At 57.2% G+C, this 16570-nt stretch carries 14 protein-coding genes; 10 read left to right on the top strand and 4 right to left on the bottom strand.

Annotated elements, in window-relative coordinates; translation table 11 throughout:
* The first annotated feature begins 88 nt into the window (after positions 1-88).
* Positions 89-535: a hypothetical protein gene (locus ACR0NA_RS02095; protein ID WP_480725723.1), complete on the top strand. Its 447-nt coding sequence runs from the start codon at positions 89-91 to the stop codon at positions 533-535.
* A gap of 274 nt (positions 536-809) precedes the next feature.
* Here ACR0NA_RS02095 and ACR0NA_RS02090 read toward each other — a convergent pair whose 3' ends face one another.
* Complete coding sequence (locus tag ACR0NA_RS02090; RefSeq protein ID WP_480725721.1) at positions 810-1568, bottom strand: FkbM family methyltransferase; 759 nt, start codon at positions 1566-1568, stop codon at positions 810-812.
* Positions 1569-1671: 103 nt separating this feature from the next.
* Between ACR0NA_RS02090 and ACR0NA_RS02085 the strand changes: the two genes are divergently transcribed.
* From ACR0NA_RS02085 to ACR0NA_RS02070, 4 genes are all read left to right on the top strand, one after another.
* A complete protein-coding gene (locus ACR0NA_RS02085) occupies positions 1672-2271 on the top strand; it encodes a superoxide dismutase (RefSeq protein WP_480725716.1) in 600 nt (199 codons plus the stop codon).
* A gap of 4 nt (positions 2272-2275) precedes the next feature.
* The gene (locus ACR0NA_RS02080) at positions 2276-3154 is read left to right on the top strand and encodes a metallophosphoesterase (protein WP_480725713.1); all 879 of its coding nucleotides are present in this window, start codon (positions 2276-2278) and stop codon (positions 3152-3154) included.
* Between the two features lie 31 nt (positions 3155-3185).
* On the top strand, positions 3186-4082 hold the full coding sequence (gene rarD, locus ACR0NA_RS02075) for an EamA family transporter RarD (RefSeq protein ID WP_480725710.1): 897 nt from the start codon (positions 3186-3188) through the stop codon (positions 4080-4082).
* A gap of 214 nt (positions 4083-4296) precedes the next feature.
* Entirely contained in the window at positions 4297-4755 is a 459-nt protein-coding gene (locus tag ACR0NA_RS02070) for a host attachment family protein (RefSeq protein WP_480725708.1), read from the top strand.
* A 43-nt stretch (positions 4756-4798) separates the two neighbouring features.
* Here the strand turns inward: ACR0NA_RS02070 and ACR0NA_RS02065 are convergent, their stop codons facing one another.
* Positions 4799-5350: an LOG family protein gene (locus ACR0NA_RS02065; protein WP_480725705.1), complete on the bottom strand. Its 552-nt coding sequence runs from the start codon at positions 5348-5350 to the stop codon at positions 4799-4801.
* Positions 5351-5472: 122 nt separating this feature from the next.
* On the opposite strand from ACR0NA_RS02065, the gene ACR0NA_RS02060 reads away from it, so the two are divergent.
* The 3 genes from ACR0NA_RS02060 (at position 5473) to ACR0NA_RS02050 (ending at position 9217) form a co-directional block, all read left to right on the top strand.
* Positions 5473-6828 (top strand): LysM peptidoglycan-binding domain-containing protein, encoded by a 1356-nt coding sequence (locus ACR0NA_RS02060; protein WP_480725702.1) that lies wholly within the window; start codon positions 5473-5475, stop codon positions 6826-6828.
* A gap of 57 nt (positions 6829-6885) precedes the next feature.
* Positions 6886-8709: an ABCB family ABC transporter ATP-binding protein/permease gene (locus tag ACR0NA_RS02055; RefSeq protein ID WP_480725699.1), complete on the top strand. Its 1824-nt coding sequence runs from the start codon at positions 6886-6888 to the stop codon at positions 8707-8709.
* 100 nt (positions 8710-8809) lie between these two features.
* On the top strand, positions 8810-9217 hold the full coding sequence (locus ACR0NA_RS02050; RefSeq protein ID WP_480725697.1) for a DUF2147 domain-containing protein: 408 nt from the start codon (positions 8810-8812) through the stop codon (positions 9215-9217).
* Between the two features lie 61 nt (positions 9218-9278).
* Here the strand turns inward: ACR0NA_RS02050 and ACR0NA_RS02045 are convergent, their stop codons facing one another.
* Positions 9279-13061 (bottom strand): efflux RND transporter permease subunit, encoded by a 3783-nt coding sequence (locus ACR0NA_RS02045; protein ID WP_480725695.1) that lies wholly within the window; start codon positions 13059-13061, stop codon positions 9279-9281.
* The gene (locus tag ACR0NA_RS02040; RefSeq protein WP_480725693.1) at positions 13058-14296 is read right to left on the bottom strand and encodes an efflux RND transporter periplasmic adaptor subunit; all 1239 of its coding nucleotides are present in this window, start codon (positions 14294-14296) and stop codon (positions 13058-13060) included. Before ACR0NA_RS02040 ends, ACR0NA_RS02045 begins: the two co-directional genes overlap by 4 nt.
* 224 nt (positions 14297-14520) lie before the next feature.
* Between ACR0NA_RS02040 and ACR0NA_RS02035 the strand changes: the two genes are divergently transcribed.
* On the top strand, positions 14521-15192 hold the full coding sequence (locus ACR0NA_RS02035; RefSeq protein WP_480725690.1) for a hypothetical protein: 672 nt from the start codon (positions 14521-14523) through the stop codon (positions 15190-15192).
* A 46-nt stretch (positions 15193-15238) separates the two neighbouring features.
* Positions 15239-16561, top strand: a complete 1323-nt coding sequence (locus ACR0NA_RS02030) for a PQQ-like beta-propeller repeat protein (RefSeq protein WP_480725688.1) — start codon at positions 15239-15241, stop codon at positions 16559-16561.
* Positions 16562-16570 lie beyond the last annotated feature (9 nt).

Here is a 16570-nt window from a genome sequence, read left to right as displayed (position 1 = left end):
TCAGATATTATCTGGGGGCATTTTTTTGTCTCTTTGGCTTGTTAGAAGTGATGGCTGATTGAGCCGGATCACCTGAAGAAAGGCAATTATGCAGTCGAATTTATTCAAAGGTGCTATCGTATTGGTTGCGCTTGCAATGACAGGCGTTCCTGCAACTGCACAGGATGCTGAGTTCGGTGGAGAGGCCTATATCTGTGAGTTGAAGAGCTTTTCACAGATTGGATGGATACCACCAAAGCTGGCGCTTTTTTTGGATCAGGAAAATTCTACAGGTTACGTATACGACGGGTACGTGAAGCAAACCGTAGGTGAGCCACTCGAGGCGCAAGTGACAAAGCGTGGCAACGGCAAATGGAACTTTAGCTGGGAAATCAAGGACTTTGCCTTCACCGGTGGTCGCCGTGGGTCCAGCGATGTTGAGTACAGTGCAAATTTCGACGTTTCGAAAAAAAAGGTCACGATGTCTGCCGTCCTCAGCGGCATGGATGGCAATGCGCCCCGCGGTCGCGGCACATGCGAGTTGCACAAATCGTGAGCAGTCGAATGGCTGAGACGCATGAGAAACTCACCCACAATCAGAACACCGAAAAAACCTGTGTGTTCGCTCGAGTGGCGGAACCAAAGAGCAGGGTGCTGGCAAATACCGGCGCGTTTATACCCTGCTCAAGAAAGAGAAATTTCAATAATTTAAGTGGCTGATCTGAATCCCAGAACACTGAAAGCATATCTTCAAGCCAACGTTAGTCATGCTACCGCCAAGACATCTAAACCGGGCAAGTGCAAACGCGACGAGAAAACGAAGGCGAGTGTCATCCTTCCAAAAGAAACGTCGGGAATTGCCCCATAGCTCTGCTCGACGTCAGGTTTTCAAGGCCTGAGGCCCCTTTGTCGTCCCGACAATTGTTATAAAACGATAGCTGCTCGGCCAACACCTCAAACTGTTTTTTCTGGTTTCCAGAATCCAGATAGGGACCATGGGTGGACAACAGCAGTGCAGGGCGTTGTTTTTTTAGCCAATCGAGCAATGCGGGCAGCACTGCAAATTCGGCCCCTTCGATATCCATCTTGACCAGCGAGACGCGTGACAGATCGGCCGTCCCGGCGAACTGGTCCCACGAGATGGTTAGCGCATCAGTTCCATTTTCCGCGTCGTTCAAAAGAGAAGTCGTCGAATCCCCGGGTTCTCCGTGCGCGGAAGCCATGCGTGCGACACCAAACCCATCGGACAGCGCCACGCCAAAGGCCGAAACATTTCGGATATCGTTCAACTCCAGATTCCAGGCCAGATGACGATAGGCGACGGGATCAGGTTCAAAGCACCAGACCCGTCGAGCCTTACGCGCGCCGTACAATACCGTCGGGCCGATCCACGAGCCGATATCCAGATAGTCGCTGTCTTTTGACAGATGTTTGTCGAGTACGGCGAATGTTTCCGGCTCCCAACGCCCCTCGGACGCGCGTCGCCAGAACTTTGAATGGTAAGGGTCCAGCCGGAACGGTTCGCCGTTCAAGTTGCCCGCATAGTATCCGCGGGCGCGGTAGAACATCTTGCGCGCCTTTGTCAGCATTCGCCCCTGCCTCCGGGTTTTCTTGTCTCGCCTCTTGACCTATGCGCTTGGCCAAAGCATGTAACCTTGGGAACCGCAACATTCATTTCAACAGGGGGCCAAGATGGCTTTTGAACTTCCTGATCTTCCTTATGCACATGACGCGCTGGCAGCCAAGGGTATGTCCGCGGAAACGCTGGAATATCACCATGATCTGCACCACAAGGCCTATGTCGACAACGGCAACAAGCTGATCGCAGGGACCGAGTGGGACGGCAAATCGCTGGAAGAGATCATCACCGGCACCTACGTCGCCAACGCAGTGGCGCAGAATGGCATCTTCAACAACATCAGCCAGCTGTGGAACCACAACCAGTTCTGGGAGATGATGGGCCCCGGTGACAACGCCATGCCGGGCGAGCTGGAGAAGGCTCTGAACGAAAGCTTTGGTTCGGTTGATGAGTTCAAGTCGCAGTTCAGCGCTGCTGGTGCGGGTCAGTTTGGTTCGGGCTGGGCATGGCTTGTCAAAAACGCCGACGGCTCGCTGGCCGTGACCAAGACCGAAAACGGCGTGAACCCGCTGTGCTTCGGTCAGACCGCGCTGCTGGGCTGCGATGTGTGGGAGCACTCGTACTACATTGATTTCCGCAACAAGCGCCCGGCTTACCTGTCGAACTTCCTCGACAATCTGGTGAACTGGGAAAACGTCGCGTCGCGGATGTGATCGATTGACCCGAAGAGGGTTCATAAAAGGGCTGCTGGCTGCGATGTTCGCAGCCCTTTTTGTGTCGGCTTACGGTTTTTTCCTCGAACCCGCGCTTCGCTTGCGGGTGAAGAAGTGGACACTGCGCCGGGACGACTGGCCAAAAGATCGCCCTATCAGGATTGCGGTGCTGACTGATATCCACGCTGCCGAACCGTTCACCTCGCTGAACCGGTTGCGAAAGGTCGTCGCGCGCACAAATGCTGTGGGGGCGGACCTGATTGTAATTCTGGGTGATCTGAGTTCGGATCATGAACTTACGGGGCGCGCTATCCCGGTGTCGGAAACGACAAAGGCGCTGGCTGAATTGAAGGCGCCGCAGGGAGTTTATGCCGTTCTCGGCAACCACGACTGGTGGATGGACCTTGCAGCGCAAAGGCGTCGTGCAGGACCGGTCGAGACGGGCGTGGAACTAGAAAAAAACGGCATCCGTGTGTTGGAGAATGATACGCTTGAGCTGCCTAATGGCCTTTGGCTGGCCGGGTTGGGTGATCAATTGGCGTTTCGCGGCCCTCGTGGATTTTCGGGCGTGGACGATCTGCCCGGTACACTACAGCAGATTCCAGAAGGCGCGCCGGTGATTTTGCTGGCGCATGAGCCGGATATCTTCCCGCAAGTGCCCTCGAATGTGGCCCTGACGCTTTGTGGCCATACGCATGGCGGGCAGGTTCGGATGTTCGGATACTCTCCGATGGTGCCATCAAAGTATGGCAACAGATACGCCTATGGGGCTGTGGAAGAAGACGGTAAGCATCTGGTGGTGTCGGGTGGCATCGGGTGTTCGATGATTCCTGTTCGGTTTGGGGTCGTGCCGGAAATAACAGTTGTCGAACTGAGTGCCTGACTGCCAATAGGTTCAGGATCGGAGGAATGGCATGACAGACGTGACCAAGGGCGTTCTGGCCATGATTTGCGCCTGTACGATCTGGGGTCTGTCGCCGCTTTTCTACAAGCTGTTGTCCGATGTTCCACCGCTTGAGGTGCTGTCTCATCGGACTTTATGGTCGGTTGTGTTGTTCGGAACCGTTCTGGCCGTTCAGGGGCGGCTATCCGAGCTTGGGACAGCATTTGTCAGCCGCCGTCGCGTCGTGTTGATTGCGATTGCAGGCCTGATGATTTCGGCAAACTGGTTCGTTTTCATAACTTCGATTCAAATCGGCAAGGCCACCGAAGCCTCGCTGGGATATTACCTGTTTCCGATTGTCACCGTACTTATCGGTTTCCTGTGGTTTTCCGAAAAGCTGAGCGTTGCTCAATGGGGGGCCATTATACTGGCCACTCTTGCTGTTGCGGTACTGACGGTGGGATCTGGTGTTCCGCCTTGGATCGCCCTGATTTTGGCGGTCACCTTTGCAATCTACGGTGCATTGAAAAAGAGCCTTCCAATCGGGCCGGTGGTTTCGGTTACCTGTGAAATCCTGATTTTCATGCCGGTTTGGCTGGCTGTTCTGGCCTGGTTCCACGGAACCGGGCTGGGGGTATTCGGAACCGACTGGCAGGTCAGCATCCTGCTGGTTCTGTCCGGGCCGATGACCGCGATGCCCCTGATCCTGTTTAGCTATGCCGCGCGCAGGGTTCGATTGTCTACCGTAGGTGTTCTGCAATACCTCAACCCGACGCTGCAGTTTTTGTGTGCCGTCCTGGCGTTTGGCGAACCATTCACGGTGTGGCACCAGATTGCGTTTTCTCTGATCTGGGTGGCGGTGATCGTGTTTTCGGTTTCAGCGATCCTGCGTGACAGGGCCGGGCGAAACGCTGCCCTTCGGCCGTAATCTTCCGGCAGGCGACAAATTGCCCGTGCGTCAACTTTCGGGCGGTCGGGGGATTGTACTGATCCGCGCAGTACCTAGCTTAAGTGCACGGGAGGAGAGAACCGTCAAATAGTTGAAAACAATAAGCTCTCGCGCGGATTACCTGATCTTGCGCGCCCGTTGAACTGTGTCTGGAAACCGGGGGGCAACCGGAAAAACATGTCAGGAGGTCTTTATGGTCGAACTAAAGCAGGGAACATGGGTTGTCATCGCGGACGGCGAAAAAGCGTTGTTCATGGAGAACATTACAGACGCGGAAGACCCGAATTTGGTTGTGGTTTCAGTTGAAGAGCAAGACACGCAAAGCGCATCTTCCAAGCCTTCGGACCGGGCGGGGCGCCGTCTGGATACAGGGCCCAATCAGAAATCAGCGCTTGGCGAAGCCGCCTGGAAAACGCACGCCAAATCCCTGTTTGTGCAGGATCTGGCCAATCTTCTGAACCGGCGGGGGTTAAAGGGCGCCTACAGGCAACTGGTCCTTGTCGCCAGCCCGCAGGTGCTTGGGCTGCTCAGGCGCAGGCTGCACAGCAAGGTCCTGTCCAAGGTGATTGCTGAAGTGGACAAAACACTGACCAATCACCCCTTGCACAAGGTCGAGCAGGTGCTGACGCAACGCCTGAGTGCAGCGACCTGAAACCGAAGGGCGGTTTGGAAACAGACCGCCCAATGCCTTGGAATCACAACAGTTTTGATCGTAACAGTGTCATCGCCTCAGCAGGCTCATCGACCCACGAGATGAAATCGCCCAAGGATGCATCGGCAAACCCCTGATCAATGACCTGATCCAGCAGGGTGTGCAGTTTATCCCAATATCCGTTTACATTCATAACCAGAATGGGTTTGTCGTGAAGGCCCAGTTGCCGCCATGTCAAGGCCTCGAACAGTTCGTCCAGCGACCCCGGTCCGCCAGGCAAGACAACCACAGCATCCGCGTTCATGATCATGACCTTCTTGCGTTCATGCATGGTTTCGGTGATCACGAAATGCGTCAGGTCGGTCTTGCCGACCTCGCGGCGCACCAGATGCGTTGGAATTACCCCGAAAGTCTCGCCCCCGGCGGTCTGCGCGGCGCGCGCAACTTCTCCCATCAATCCGACATCTCCGGCACCATAGACCAGCCGCCAGCCTTCCTCGGCCAAAAGCTCTCCGAACCGTTTTGCGGCCGCTGAATACTCGGTATTGGCGCCATTTCGTGACCCGCAATACACACAGATGGACTTCCGAGACATAAAGGCGCTTCTCCGGGCTTGTGTCAGACGTTTTGACCCGTGATAGCGGTATTGATAGATTGGCTCAACCGCGCGGAATGTCTGCAAGACAGGCATTTGTGCCGCGGAGTGAAAGGAAAAGAATGGCTGCCAAGTCGGGAAGCGAAAGATCCGGTGCATTCGTGTGGGGGATGGTCGCCGGTGCGGGTGCATTGATCGTTGCAGGGGGGCTTTATTTTTCCGGAATTCTGGGCGGCGAACAGCCGGAAAAGGCAGCGCAGGACGAAACTGCAGCCGTTGCGCCTGCTCCGGAAACGTCCGAAACCGCCGAAGCGATGAAAACGCCTGATGCCCCGAAAGCTGAAATCGAGGCTGCCCAGGATTCAGAGAGTGTTCCTGTACAAGAAGATGCTGCCGAAACATCCGATACGCCAACTGAAACCAGCTCCGCTGAAGTCGAACAGGAAAGCACCCCTGTTGTGCAACCACCGGTTGCTCCAGTTCTGGACCAGATTTTTGTGGAAAAGGAGGGCAGTGCCCTGTTGTCCGGCAGTGCCAGCGCAGGCAGCAAGGTGAATGTTCTGCTGGATGAGGTCGTAATCCACTCATTCACAGTGGATGCAAGCGGGCAGTTTGCCGAGTTTATCGTGCTTCCATTCAGTGATGCGGCCCGCGGGCTGGTTCTGGAAACCGAAAGCGATGGGCAGATCGCGCGCTCGGACGATTATTTGATTGCGGCGCTTCCTGAGCCCGCTGAATGGGCTGAGATTGTTGCGAGTGCCGAGGCTGCGCAGGCAGAGGAAGAGCAAGCGCAAGTGCAAGCCGAACAACCAGCCATTGAGGCCGAGCAAGACGAACCCGTTCAGACTGAAACTGCTCCAGAAACAACCGGTGAAGAGGTGGCGGATGAAGCCACTCCCGAAGATAATAATGATCCCGGTCAGCAGGTTGCGATCCTGCGTTCAGGTGAAGAAGGCGTTGAGTTGGTTCAACGCCCCGCGGCTCAGGACGAGGCACCGAAACAAGTCGCACTGGATACTATCGGGTATTCGGATGAGGGTGATGTTCAGCTTACAGGTCGCGCGCAGGACGGATCGGTTGTCCGGCTTTACCTGAACAACCGACTTATCACGGACCTGACGCCCGATGCCGAAGGTCAGTGGCGCGGCGAAATCGAAGGGATTGATCCGGGTGTTTACACCCTACGGCTGGACGAGGTTGGCGAGGACGGGAACGTGGTCAGCAGGATCGAGACCCCATTCAAACGTGAGCCGGTCGAGGTTCTGCAAGCGGCTGAACCTGCTGATGATCCGGAAGCTGACCCCGAAACTCCGCCCATACGGGCGGTTACCGTGCAACAAGGCGATACGCTTTGGGCCATATCCCGGGAACGCTACGGAGATGGTGTGCTTTACGTAAAAGTTTTCGAGGCGAACCGGGGTGCAATCCGCAATCCGGATCTTATCTACCCGGGGCAGATCTTTACGATCCCGGAATAACAAACACCTCTGGCCGACACAGGCCAGAGCGTTCTCTGACCGCAGTTAAGGTACGTGATGAGAAGACCATCTCAGACGCATTCGGGCGAAATTACAGAATCGGACGAACGCCGTTCGGGCTGGCTCACGATCCGCAAGGTCGCACCATATCTTTGGCCCAAGGATGAACCTTGGGTAAAACGCCGCGTTGTAATGGCCATGTTGATGCTGGTGCTTGCCAAGCTCATCGCCGTCTATACGCCCATACTTTACAAGGGTGCTGTCGACGGCCTTGCGGGCGAGGGTGTGCCGCCGCTGGCGCTGGGCGCTGTGGGACTGACTGTCGCTTATGGTGTTGCGCGCATGATGACCGTGGGCTTCCAGCAATTGCGGGATGCCCTGTTTGCACCCGTTGGACAGCGCGCCTTGCGTGCCCTTGCGCTTGAGACGTTTCAACACATCCACCAACTTTCCATGCGCTATCACGTGACCCGCCGCACCGGCGGGTTGAGCAGGATCATCGAGCGTGGCGTAAAAGGCGTTGAGTTCCTTTTGCGGTTTCTGCTTTTTTCCATCGCTCCGCTTATCCTCGAACTGCTGATGGTGGCCATTATCCTGATGTGGCTTTTCGACGTCTGGTATCTGGTCGTCGTGGCCGTGACCATCGCGCTGTATATCTGGTTTACCTTTGCCGTGACCGAATGGCGCGTGAAGCTCCGGCGTGAAATGAATGATCAGGATACCGAGGCGAACCAGCGCGCGATCGACAGCCTGCTGAATTTTGAAACTGTCAAGTATTTCAATGCGGAAAAGCGTGAAGCTAATCGCTATGACAGCTCAATGAAAGCTTACGCACAGGCGGCTCTTAAAACGGCCTATTCGCTGGCGTTTCTGAATTTCGGACAGTCCTTTCTAATCACCTGCGGCCTGATTGGTGTTATGGTTCTGGCGGCAATTGGTGTTCAGAATGGAGCGTTGACCGTGGGGGATTTTGTCATGGTCAACGCCTACATGATCCAGATCACCGTACCGCTGAATTTTCTTGGCACCGTTTACCGCGAGATCAGGCAATCTCTGGTCGACATGGGGCAGATGTTCTCTCTGCTGGAGCAACCAGCGGAAGTGACTGATAAACCCGCAGCACCCGCACTGCAGGTCAATGGCGGTGAGGTCGCACTGGAAAATGTCCACTTCGGATATGAGGCGGATCGCGAGATCCTTAAAGGTATTTCGCTGACTGTGCCGGCGGGCCAGACCGTCGCCATCGTTGGGGCCACCGGATCGGGTAAGTCGACCATCGGCAGGTTGCTGTTCCGGTTCTACGATGTGACCGGCGGCGCGTTGAAAATAGACGGTCAGGATGTTCGGGACGTTTCCCAAACCAGTCTGCATGCGGCCATTGGTGTGGTGCCTCAGGACACGGTTCTGTTCAATGACACGATCCTGTACAACATCGCATATGGGCGGGAAGGGGCCAGCCGGGAAGAAATCGAAGCTGCCGCTCGTGCAGCCCAGATTCACGATTTCATCGTCTCATTGCCCGAAGGCTACGATACAGCCGTGGGTGAGCGTGGACTGAAGCTGTCGGGGGGTGAAAAGCAGCGTGTGGGTATCGCACGAACGCTGCTCAAAAACCCTCCGATCCTGCTGCTGGACGAGGCGACGTCAGCCCTGGACACCGACACCGAACAGGAAATCAAAGGGGCGCTGGCCCGCGCGGGCGAGGGGCGTACGGTAATCACCATCGCCCACCGTTTGAGTACCATTGCTGAGGCAGACCAGATTGTCGTTCTTGAAAACGGCGAGGTGATCGAACAGGGCAGCCATGATGAACTTTTGTTGCGCGAGGGGCGTTACGCGCAACTCTGGAGCCGTCAGCAATCGGATGCCGAGGCCGCCTGACGCGCTCTTTAGGAGTGATCCTATAGCAATCATTGCCCTGCGGAAGCTACCAGCCATACTGTCCGCACGGAGATTTGAGTCGATCATTTGGAGTTGCATTATGCTTGGCAAAAATAAGTGTCTGGCAGTAGTGGTCGCGCTCGGCGCGGTTGCCGCGGCCGGGCAGGCGGTCGCCGACCCAATTGTCGGGGTCTGGAAAACAGAGCCGGATCGAAAGGACCTGATTTCACACATTCAGATCAGCGCCTGCGGCGACAAGTTCTGCGGTAAGATTCTGTCGGCCTATGACAAGACCGGAAAAGAGGTGCAGACCCCCAACATCGGCAAACAGTTGTTCTGGGACGTCGCCAGCGAGGGCGGCGGGAAATATGGCGGCGGCGATTTCTGGGTGCCGCTGATTGATGTGGACGTTGCCCCTCAGATATCCGTTTCGGGCAACACGCTGAAGATCAAAGGGTGCGAGCATCTGGTTTGCGGACACCAAACCTGGACACGTTTGTCACAATAGAATTTTCGAAATCAGCAATTGAAAAAGGGCGGCGAACCGTTTGGTTCGCCGCCCTTTATTCTTACTCGGCTGCCTTGAGCGGTGGGTGTTCTGGTGGAACGTCCTCGACCAGCGGCGTGGGTGGTTGGCCTTCGTCCCAGACAATCTCGGTTGCCTGCATCTGACGTGCAGCGCGGCCAAGCGCCATGTCGCGCGCGATCTGGCTGGACCGGCCTGCCGTAAGGCGCGCCAGACCTTTGCCCAGCCATACCATGTAGGTCGAGAACCAGACCCGCAACGCCAGGAACGAAGGCGTCACGATCAACGTCAGCACCGTTGCGATACCCAGGCCAAACACGACGGCCGTTGCCAGTTGCTTCCACCACAGCGCGGTGGGGCTGTCGATGGAATAGCCGCCGCCGATAAAGTCCAGTGACAGGCCGAACATCATCGGTGTCAGACCCGCCATGGTGGTTAGGGTGGTCAGCAGAACCGGGCGAATCCGGGCCTCGGCGGTGCGAACGATCGCCTCGATCCGGGGCATGTAGCGGCTGTATTCCTGATAGGTGTCGATCAGAACAATGTTGTTGTTCACGACGATACCAGCCAGCGCCACGATGCCGGTGCCCGTCATGATGATCGAGAACGGCTGTTGCATCACCATCATCCCGATCAGCACACCGGTTGTCGACAGAACGACCGCCAGCAACACCAGAACCGAGTTATAGAACGAGTTGAACTGCGCCAGCAGAATGACGAACATCAACCCCAACGCGGCGAGAAACGCACTGGACAGGAAGGCCTGACTTTCTGCCTGTTCTTCCTGATCACCGGTCCAGACCCAGCTAACAGTATTGGGGAAAGGCTCGGTCTCCAACCATTCGGTGAGAAGGATGATCCTTTCGTTCGGGTTAACAGGGGTGAAGCTGGCGTCGCCGGCATCGATCACAGCCTGCACGGCGGCGATGTCTCCAGCGCCAGTCAACTGGAATACCTCGTACGAGGTGCCATCCGGCTTGTTGACAACCGGCCCGCCGGATTGGGTGCCTTCCGGCACTTCACGCACCAACGCCAAACGGTCAATGGCCCCTTCCGCCCCTTCGGTCGCGATCTGCATCAGGCCGGGCTCAACATCGGCCTTCACGTCATAGTATCGCTCCTGATCCACGCGGTTGATCTGCGCCAGTTTGTCCACCGGCTTACGGGTCACGAAGTTCGACAGGGGCACCAGCCCGTCAGGCGTACGCACCTTGAGTGTATCCAACGTCGAAAGCACGCGGTCCTGTTCAGGCAAGCGGACGCGGATATCAATCTCTTCGTCATTGCTTTCGGGGCGCATTTCGCCCAGCAGGATACCGCGCGTCACCAGTTGCACCATCGCACCGACGGTCGCTACGTCTGCGCCGAAACGTCCGGCCTTGGCGACATCGACATCAATCTGCCAGTCGATGCCGGGCAGGGGCAGGGTGTCTTCGATCTTGATCAGACCCGGAGTTTCTTCGAATTCAGCGCGTGCAATTGCCGTCGCTGAACGCAGGTCTTCCCATCCGTCACCCTTAATACGCAGGTGAATTGGCTTGCCCTGTCCAGGCCCTTGTTCCAGAGGCTGGATTTCGGCGAAGATACCAGGCAGTTTTGCCAATTCCGCATTCAGTTCGTCGATCACATAGTCGCCGTCATATTCGGTGGCAGTGACCTGACGGCTCAGCTTTCCAAAGAACCAGCTTTCGGATTGGGTTGGCCGATCTTCCCACGGAATGATCTCGAACTGAACCTGCCCGACGGTGTCGGCAGGGGATTGCCCGCCACCCGGTCCGCCGGTGTTCAGACCGCCTTCGCCAGCGAAGGAGAATACGTTGACCACCGCGGGGTGTTCAAGAATGATCTCTTCGACCTCACGCACCATCTCGTTCTTTTCCGCCAGCGAGAGGTTCCCACGTGCACGGACATAGGTTGTGGCCTGTTCGGGCTCGGTCGCGACAAAGAACTCGACACCGCGAGAGTTTGCCGGAAAGAGAACGACCGCGACATAGTAGACGACAGAGAACACAACCGCGATCGATACGACCGGCATCACCGGATTGCCGGCGATGAACTGGATGACGTGGCCAAACGCTGTGTGCTCCTTGGCTGTGTGCACTTTTTCTTCCGCACGTTCGATGCGTGCGGCACTTAGTGTGACGGACCCGGCGAATGCGCCGAACAGGAACAGGACGGCGCCGAACAGGGTTCCGCCTGCAGCGCCCTCTGGCATCAGATAGCTGGGGTTCAGCAACTGCATCGCGCCGAGGAAGATCATGTACAGCGCAGGCGGGACCATCGCGGCACGTGCCCACCACGGCGTTCTCATCCGCAACCAGTCCGAAACGTGGCTGAAAATACGGCTGAGGCGCCCGGAGACACCGCCCATGACCGGCAGGTAAATCAGTGCAACCACCAGCGAAGCCGACAGAACAAAGATCAGCGTAACCGGCAGCATTCCCATGAATTCACCCGGCACGCCCGGCCAGAACAGCATCGGCAGAAAGGCACAAAGCGTGGTCGCGGTGGATGACACGATGGGCCAGAACATCCGCTGAGCAGCTTCCACATAGGCGTGCATCGGGCCGACGCCTTCCTTGATGCGCTTGTCGGCGTATTCGACGACAACAATGGCCCCGTCGACCAACATACCCACAGCCAGGATCAGGCCGAACATCACGATGTTCGAGATGCTGATGCCGACGGCTGCAAGGAACGCAAAACACAGCAGGAACGAGGTCGGAATGGCGAAACCAACAAGCAACGCCGCGCGCGAGCCGAGCGAAGCCAGCACAACGATCATAACTAGTGCAATCGCCGTCAGAACCGAGCCTTCCAACTGACTGACCATGGACCCAACGACGCGACTTTGATCGTTCGAGGTGCCGATCTGAACCGCAGCCTTCAGTTCCTCGGGCCATTTCTCCTGCGAGGTTGCCAGCGTCTGTTTGACGGCATTGACAGTGTCGATCAGGTTAAAGCCTTTGCGTTTGACCACCTGCAACGCGACCGTGTTTTCACCGTTGAAGCGGGCCGTGCCCTCGCGGTCTTCGAAGGTATAGTTGATCTCGGCCAGCTCACCCAAAGTCACCACACGGTCGCCATTCACCTTGACCGGCAGACCATAGACGTCCTGAGGCGTTTTGAAGGAGGATGGGATCTTGACCGAGAAAGTCCCTTGTTCGGTCTCAACTTCACCCGCAGCGATCAACTGGTTGTTGTTTTGAACGACGTTGATCAATTCGGCGGCGGTGACGTTATACGCCTCCAGCCGCAGCGGATCGATGATGACCTCAAGCATTTCGTCCCGATTGCCGGCGATGCCAGCCTCAAGGACCGCATCCATGGCCTCAAGGTCGTCCTGCAGGTCTTTGGCAATGCGCGCCATTGTCCGTTCGGGGACCGCACCGGTCAGGTTGACGATGACGATCGGAAACTCTGAGAAGTTTAGCTCGGTCAACGTGTATTGTTCAGCGCCTTCCGGGAACTTGGCCTGCGCGCTGTTCATTGCATCACGAACGTCTGCGGTGATCGCGGTCTTGTCCCAACCGAAATCAAATTCCAGCGCGATACCGGCATAGCCTTCAGCGGCGGTCGCTGTCATTTCCTTGAGCCCGTCCAGATCGGCAAGCTCGGTTTCCATCGGTTTGATCAGAAGATTCTCGCTGTCCTCGGCAGAAATTCCAGGGAACTGAACCGAGACGAACAGAGCCGGAATTTCAATATCCGGCTCCCCTTCTTTCGGCAGATTCACATAGGCAAACCCACCAATGATCAAAGAAATCGCGATGAATGCCAGAACCATTCGGGCGCGCGAGGCAGCCCAATCGACGATGCCTGTCATTTCGAGGCCTCCCGATAGGTCGGCTTGACGGCAACGCCTTTGGTCACGAATTCCTGACCGACGACAATCACGTCCACGGTCTCCGGCAGGCCGCCAATCCAGACGCCATCAGCCGAGTCGCGCAGCAGCCGCACGGGCATGAAATCAACGATGTTTCCTGTCGTGATAGTGCGAACACCCAATTGGCCATCGTTGTTCAGCGTCAGTGCGGATTGCGGCAACAGATGTGCCTTTGCCCCTTCGGCAGCGATCTGGATGGTCGCCGTCTGTCCGTCGCGGATCAGAAGTTCCGGGTTGGGAACGGTGATTTCCACTTCGAACGTGCGGGTTGTTTCATCCGCTGAACGGCTGAGGAACGTCACGCGGCCTTCGACCTGCAGGCCGGTTGCCAGTTGCGCGCCTGCCGGGGCACCGACGATGACGCGGTTGACCTCGGTCTCTGGTACGAACCCGACCAGCTTGATCGGGTCAAGCTGGATGACGGTCGCGCAGAGTGAGCCCGGCTGCATCAGGCTTCCAAGTTCTGCCGTGTCGCTTTCCAGAAGACCCCGGAACGGGGCTTCGATGGTCAGACGATCAATCTCGCGCTCGGATGCGGCAACTGCAGCTGCGGCGGCTTCGATCCCAGCCTGAGTTGCTTCCAGACCGGCTTCTGCGGATTTTACACCAGCCTCGGCGGTGCTCATGGCAGCTTCGCTGGAGATTCGACGGGTTTCCGAGCCAAAGCCGGTTTCCGACAGCTTTCTGGCGGCTTTCAGATTGATATCGGCTTCGGCCACACGCGCGTGGGCTTCTTCCAGACGGGCCTCGGCCTCGGGGATGCGGCTTTCGGCTTCAAGCTTTCGCGCCATGGTTTCTGCAAGGCTGGCGTGGCGTGTGCCCGGATCAAGCTCGCAAAGCAGGTCGCCCGCTTCGACAAACGCACCTTTGCGTTTTGGCTCCGACAGGACCGTCGACGTCGTTTCTGCCAGCACTTCGACCTGACGGTTGGCCTTTGTCTGGCCACGCAGAACAACCGCGCTGTCGATCTCGGCGGCTACCGAACGCACGGCGACCACGCCAATTGCATTCTCGGCCACTTTGGCCGCGACTTCGGATTCGCCGTTGGTTTCACCAGTTTCTTCGGCCTCAGCTTCGCCTTTTCCGGCGAATGCAAACAGGGCATCACGCTCAAAAACCAAAAAATACAATGCAACAATCACCAACAGGGCGTTGATAAAGGAGATCAATCGCATTCCGTGCCTTTCTAAGATTTGCTCGCCGTGTCCACTCGGCGTACACGCTTTCACATGGGGATTGGCGTGTGACTTGTCTACACTGAACTGACTAGTTCAGTTTATTTTTTTCCGCAACCCTATGCAAGTCGCGCGAAAAAGTGCGGAATCGGACCCTTGGCTTGCCGCTAAGGGCGGGGTATGACATGGCGCAATATAGGAAAACACAGCCCCGGAGTGCAGGGATGAGCGACACAGACAGTTTTATTGATGAGGTGACCGAAGAGGTTCGCCGTGATCGTCTGTTCATTCTGTTGCGCCGCTGGGGATGGGTTGGTGCGCTGGCCGTTGTCGCAATTGTCGGGGGCGCGGCCTTCAACGAATACCGCAAGGCGCAAAACGCTGCAGCCGCTCAGAGCCTTGGAGATGCCATTCTTGCGGCACTGGATGAAAACCAATCCGCCGAGCGGGTTGCCAAACTGCAAGGTGTGCCCGCAGACTCTGCGGGGGGCGACGCGATCCTGAACATGCTGATTTCTGCGTCTCAGATGGAATCCGGTTCACAGGCCGAGGCCGTGGACAGCCTCAACAAGATCGCCATTCAGGGGGAGCTTCCGGAAATCTATCGCTCGATGGCGGCGTTCAAGGCGCTGCTTTTGCAAAGTGACAGCCTGCCAGTCGCCGATCGTCGCCAGCAGTTCGAGGCACTGGCAACCCCGGGCGCGCCCCTTCGTTTGCTGGCGGAAGAACAACTGGCGTTGATCGATGTTGCCGAAGGTGATGCTGATGCCGCCCTGGAACGGCTGCAGGCGCTGCGTCAGGATGCCGAGGCCAGTGTAGACTTGCAACAACGTGCCGCTCAGTTGATTGTGGCGCTTGGCGGCAGACCTGATGCTCTTGCAGGGCAACAGGGCTGATCCCGGCCGAAAGAACGACAAACACGACAGGCGAGTTCAGAATATCATGGTAGCAAATATCTTTTCCCGCATGGGATTGCCGGTTGCGGCATTGGCACTAACCGTTCTGACCGCATGTGAAGAATCCGAAGTCATTCTGCCTGGAACCCGTGAGGATATTCGCCCGTCGACCCAAACTGGAACGGTACAGACACAGGGGTCCAAGCCGATCAGCATTCCGTCGCAAAAGGCGAATGCAAGTTGGGAGCAAAGTCCAGGAACGGCGACCTTCCGAACCGCCAACGCTGCGCTTCGCAGCGCACCACAGCGCATCTGGTCGGTATCGATCGGCAGTGGCGATGCGCGTAAACAGCGGATCACGGCAGATCCGGTGGTCGCAGGCGGCCTGATCTATACGCTGGACTCAGCCGCAACCGTTTCCGCTGTGTCGCCACAGGGCGGCATCGTGTGGCAGACCGACCTGATCCCGTCGCGCGACAGCGAGGCTGAAGCAACAGGCGGGGGAATGGCCTATTCGGGCGGTATTCTTTATGTCTCGTCGGGTTTTGGCCGGTTGACCGCGCTGGATGCCAGAACCGGTGCTGTTCGCTGGCAGAAAAAGCTGGCCGCAACCGGCAGTGGATCGCCGCTGGTAAAGGACGGCCTTTTGTATCTCGTGGCGGGTGATGACACCGGTTGGGCGGTCAACACCAAGGATGGCCGGATCGCATGGCAGATCGAGGGGACGCCAAGTGTTGGAAATGTTCTGGGCGCTCCGGCCCCGGTTCTGGCCTCAGATCTGGCAATATTCGCCTTTGGGTCTGGGGATGTGGCCGCCACTTTCCGCAAAGGCGGAATTCGTCGCTGGAACGCGTCGGTCGCAGGTGGGCGGCAGGGCCGCGCCGCTGCACAGATCGTTGATGTGACCGGTGGCCCGATGGTTTCGGGAAACACCGTCTATATCGGCAACCACTCGGGTCGCACCGTCGCCTTTGCCGCCGACTCGGGAGAACGGATCTGGACGGCGGATGAAGGGGCGGTCGATCCCGTCTGGCCCGTTGGTAACAGCGTCTTTCTGATCAGTGACCGCAGCCAGCTGGTTCGTCTGAACTCGGCAGACGGTACGATCGTTTGGGCAAAGGACCTGCCCGGCTTCATCAAGGACAAGCCCCGGAAACGGGGGGCTATCTATGCCAACTATGGCCCCATTATGGCGGGCAGCCGGGTCATCGTTGCAACAAATGATGGATACCTGCGGTTTTATAACCCGACAGATGGCACTCTGATAAATCAGGTCGAAGTCCCTGACGGAGCAACCACAGCGCCGGTTGTAGCCGGTCAAACCCTGTATGTGGTTTCGACCAAGGGCGAACTGCACGCTTTCCGTTGACGGCAAGAT

It is taken from the genome of Ruegeria sp. C11, from assembly GCF_056537725.1.
This window is presented reverse-complemented; position numbering and strand designations above follow the sequence as displayed.

Bases quoted from the DNA above. Each gene is read 5' to 3' on its own strand.
- rarD (WP_480725710.1), top strand. From the start codon at position 3,186: ATGACAGACGTGACCAAGGGCGTTCTGGCCATGATTTGCGCCTGTACG.
- ACR0NA_RS02045 (WP_480725695.1), bottom strand. From the start codon at position 13,061: ATGACAGGCATCGTCGATTGGGCTGCCTCGCGCGCCCGAATGGTTCTG.
- ACR0NA_RS02095 (WP_480725723.1), top strand. From the start codon at position 89: ATGCAGTCGAATTTATTCAAAGGTGCTATCGTATTGGTTGCGCTTGCA.
- ACR0NA_RS02035 (WP_480725690.1), top strand. From the start codon at position 14,521: ATGAGCGACACAGACAGTTTTATTGATGAGGTGACCGAAGAGGTTCGC.
- ACR0NA_RS02055 (WP_480725699.1), top strand. From the start codon at position 6,886: ATGAGAAGACCATCTCAGACGCATTCGGGCGAAATTACAGAATCGGAC.
- ACR0NA_RS02085 (WP_480725716.1), top strand. From the start codon at position 1,672: ATGGCTTTTGAACTTCCTGATCTTCCTTATGCACATGACGCGCTGGCA.
- ACR0NA_RS02040 (WP_480725693.1), bottom strand. From the start codon at position 14,296: ATGCGATTGATCTCCTTTATCAACGCCCTGTTGGTGATTGTTGCATTG.
- ACR0NA_RS02070 (WP_480725708.1), top strand. From the start codon at position 4,297: ATGGTCGAACTAAAGCAGGGAACATGGGTTGTCATCGCGGACGGCGAA.
- ACR0NA_RS02090 (WP_480725721.1), bottom strand. From the start codon at position 1,568: ATGCTGACAAAGGCGCGCAAGATGTTCTACCGCGCCCGCGGATACTAT.
- ACR0NA_RS02050 (WP_480725697.1), top strand. From the start codon at position 8,810: ATGCTTGGCAAAAATAAGTGTCTGGCAGTAGTGGTCGCGCTCGGCGCG.
- ACR0NA_RS02030 (WP_480725688.1), top strand. From the start codon at position 15,239: ATGGTAGCAAATATCTTTTCCCGCATGGGATTGCCGGTTGCGGCATTG.
- ACR0NA_RS02060 (WP_480725702.1), top strand. From the start codon at position 5,473: ATGGCTGCCAAGTCGGGAAGCGAAAGATCCGGTGCATTCGTGTGGGGG.
- ACR0NA_RS02065 (WP_480725705.1), bottom strand. From the start codon at position 5,350: ATGTCTCGGAAGTCCATCTGTGTGTATTGCGGGTCACGAAATGGCGCC.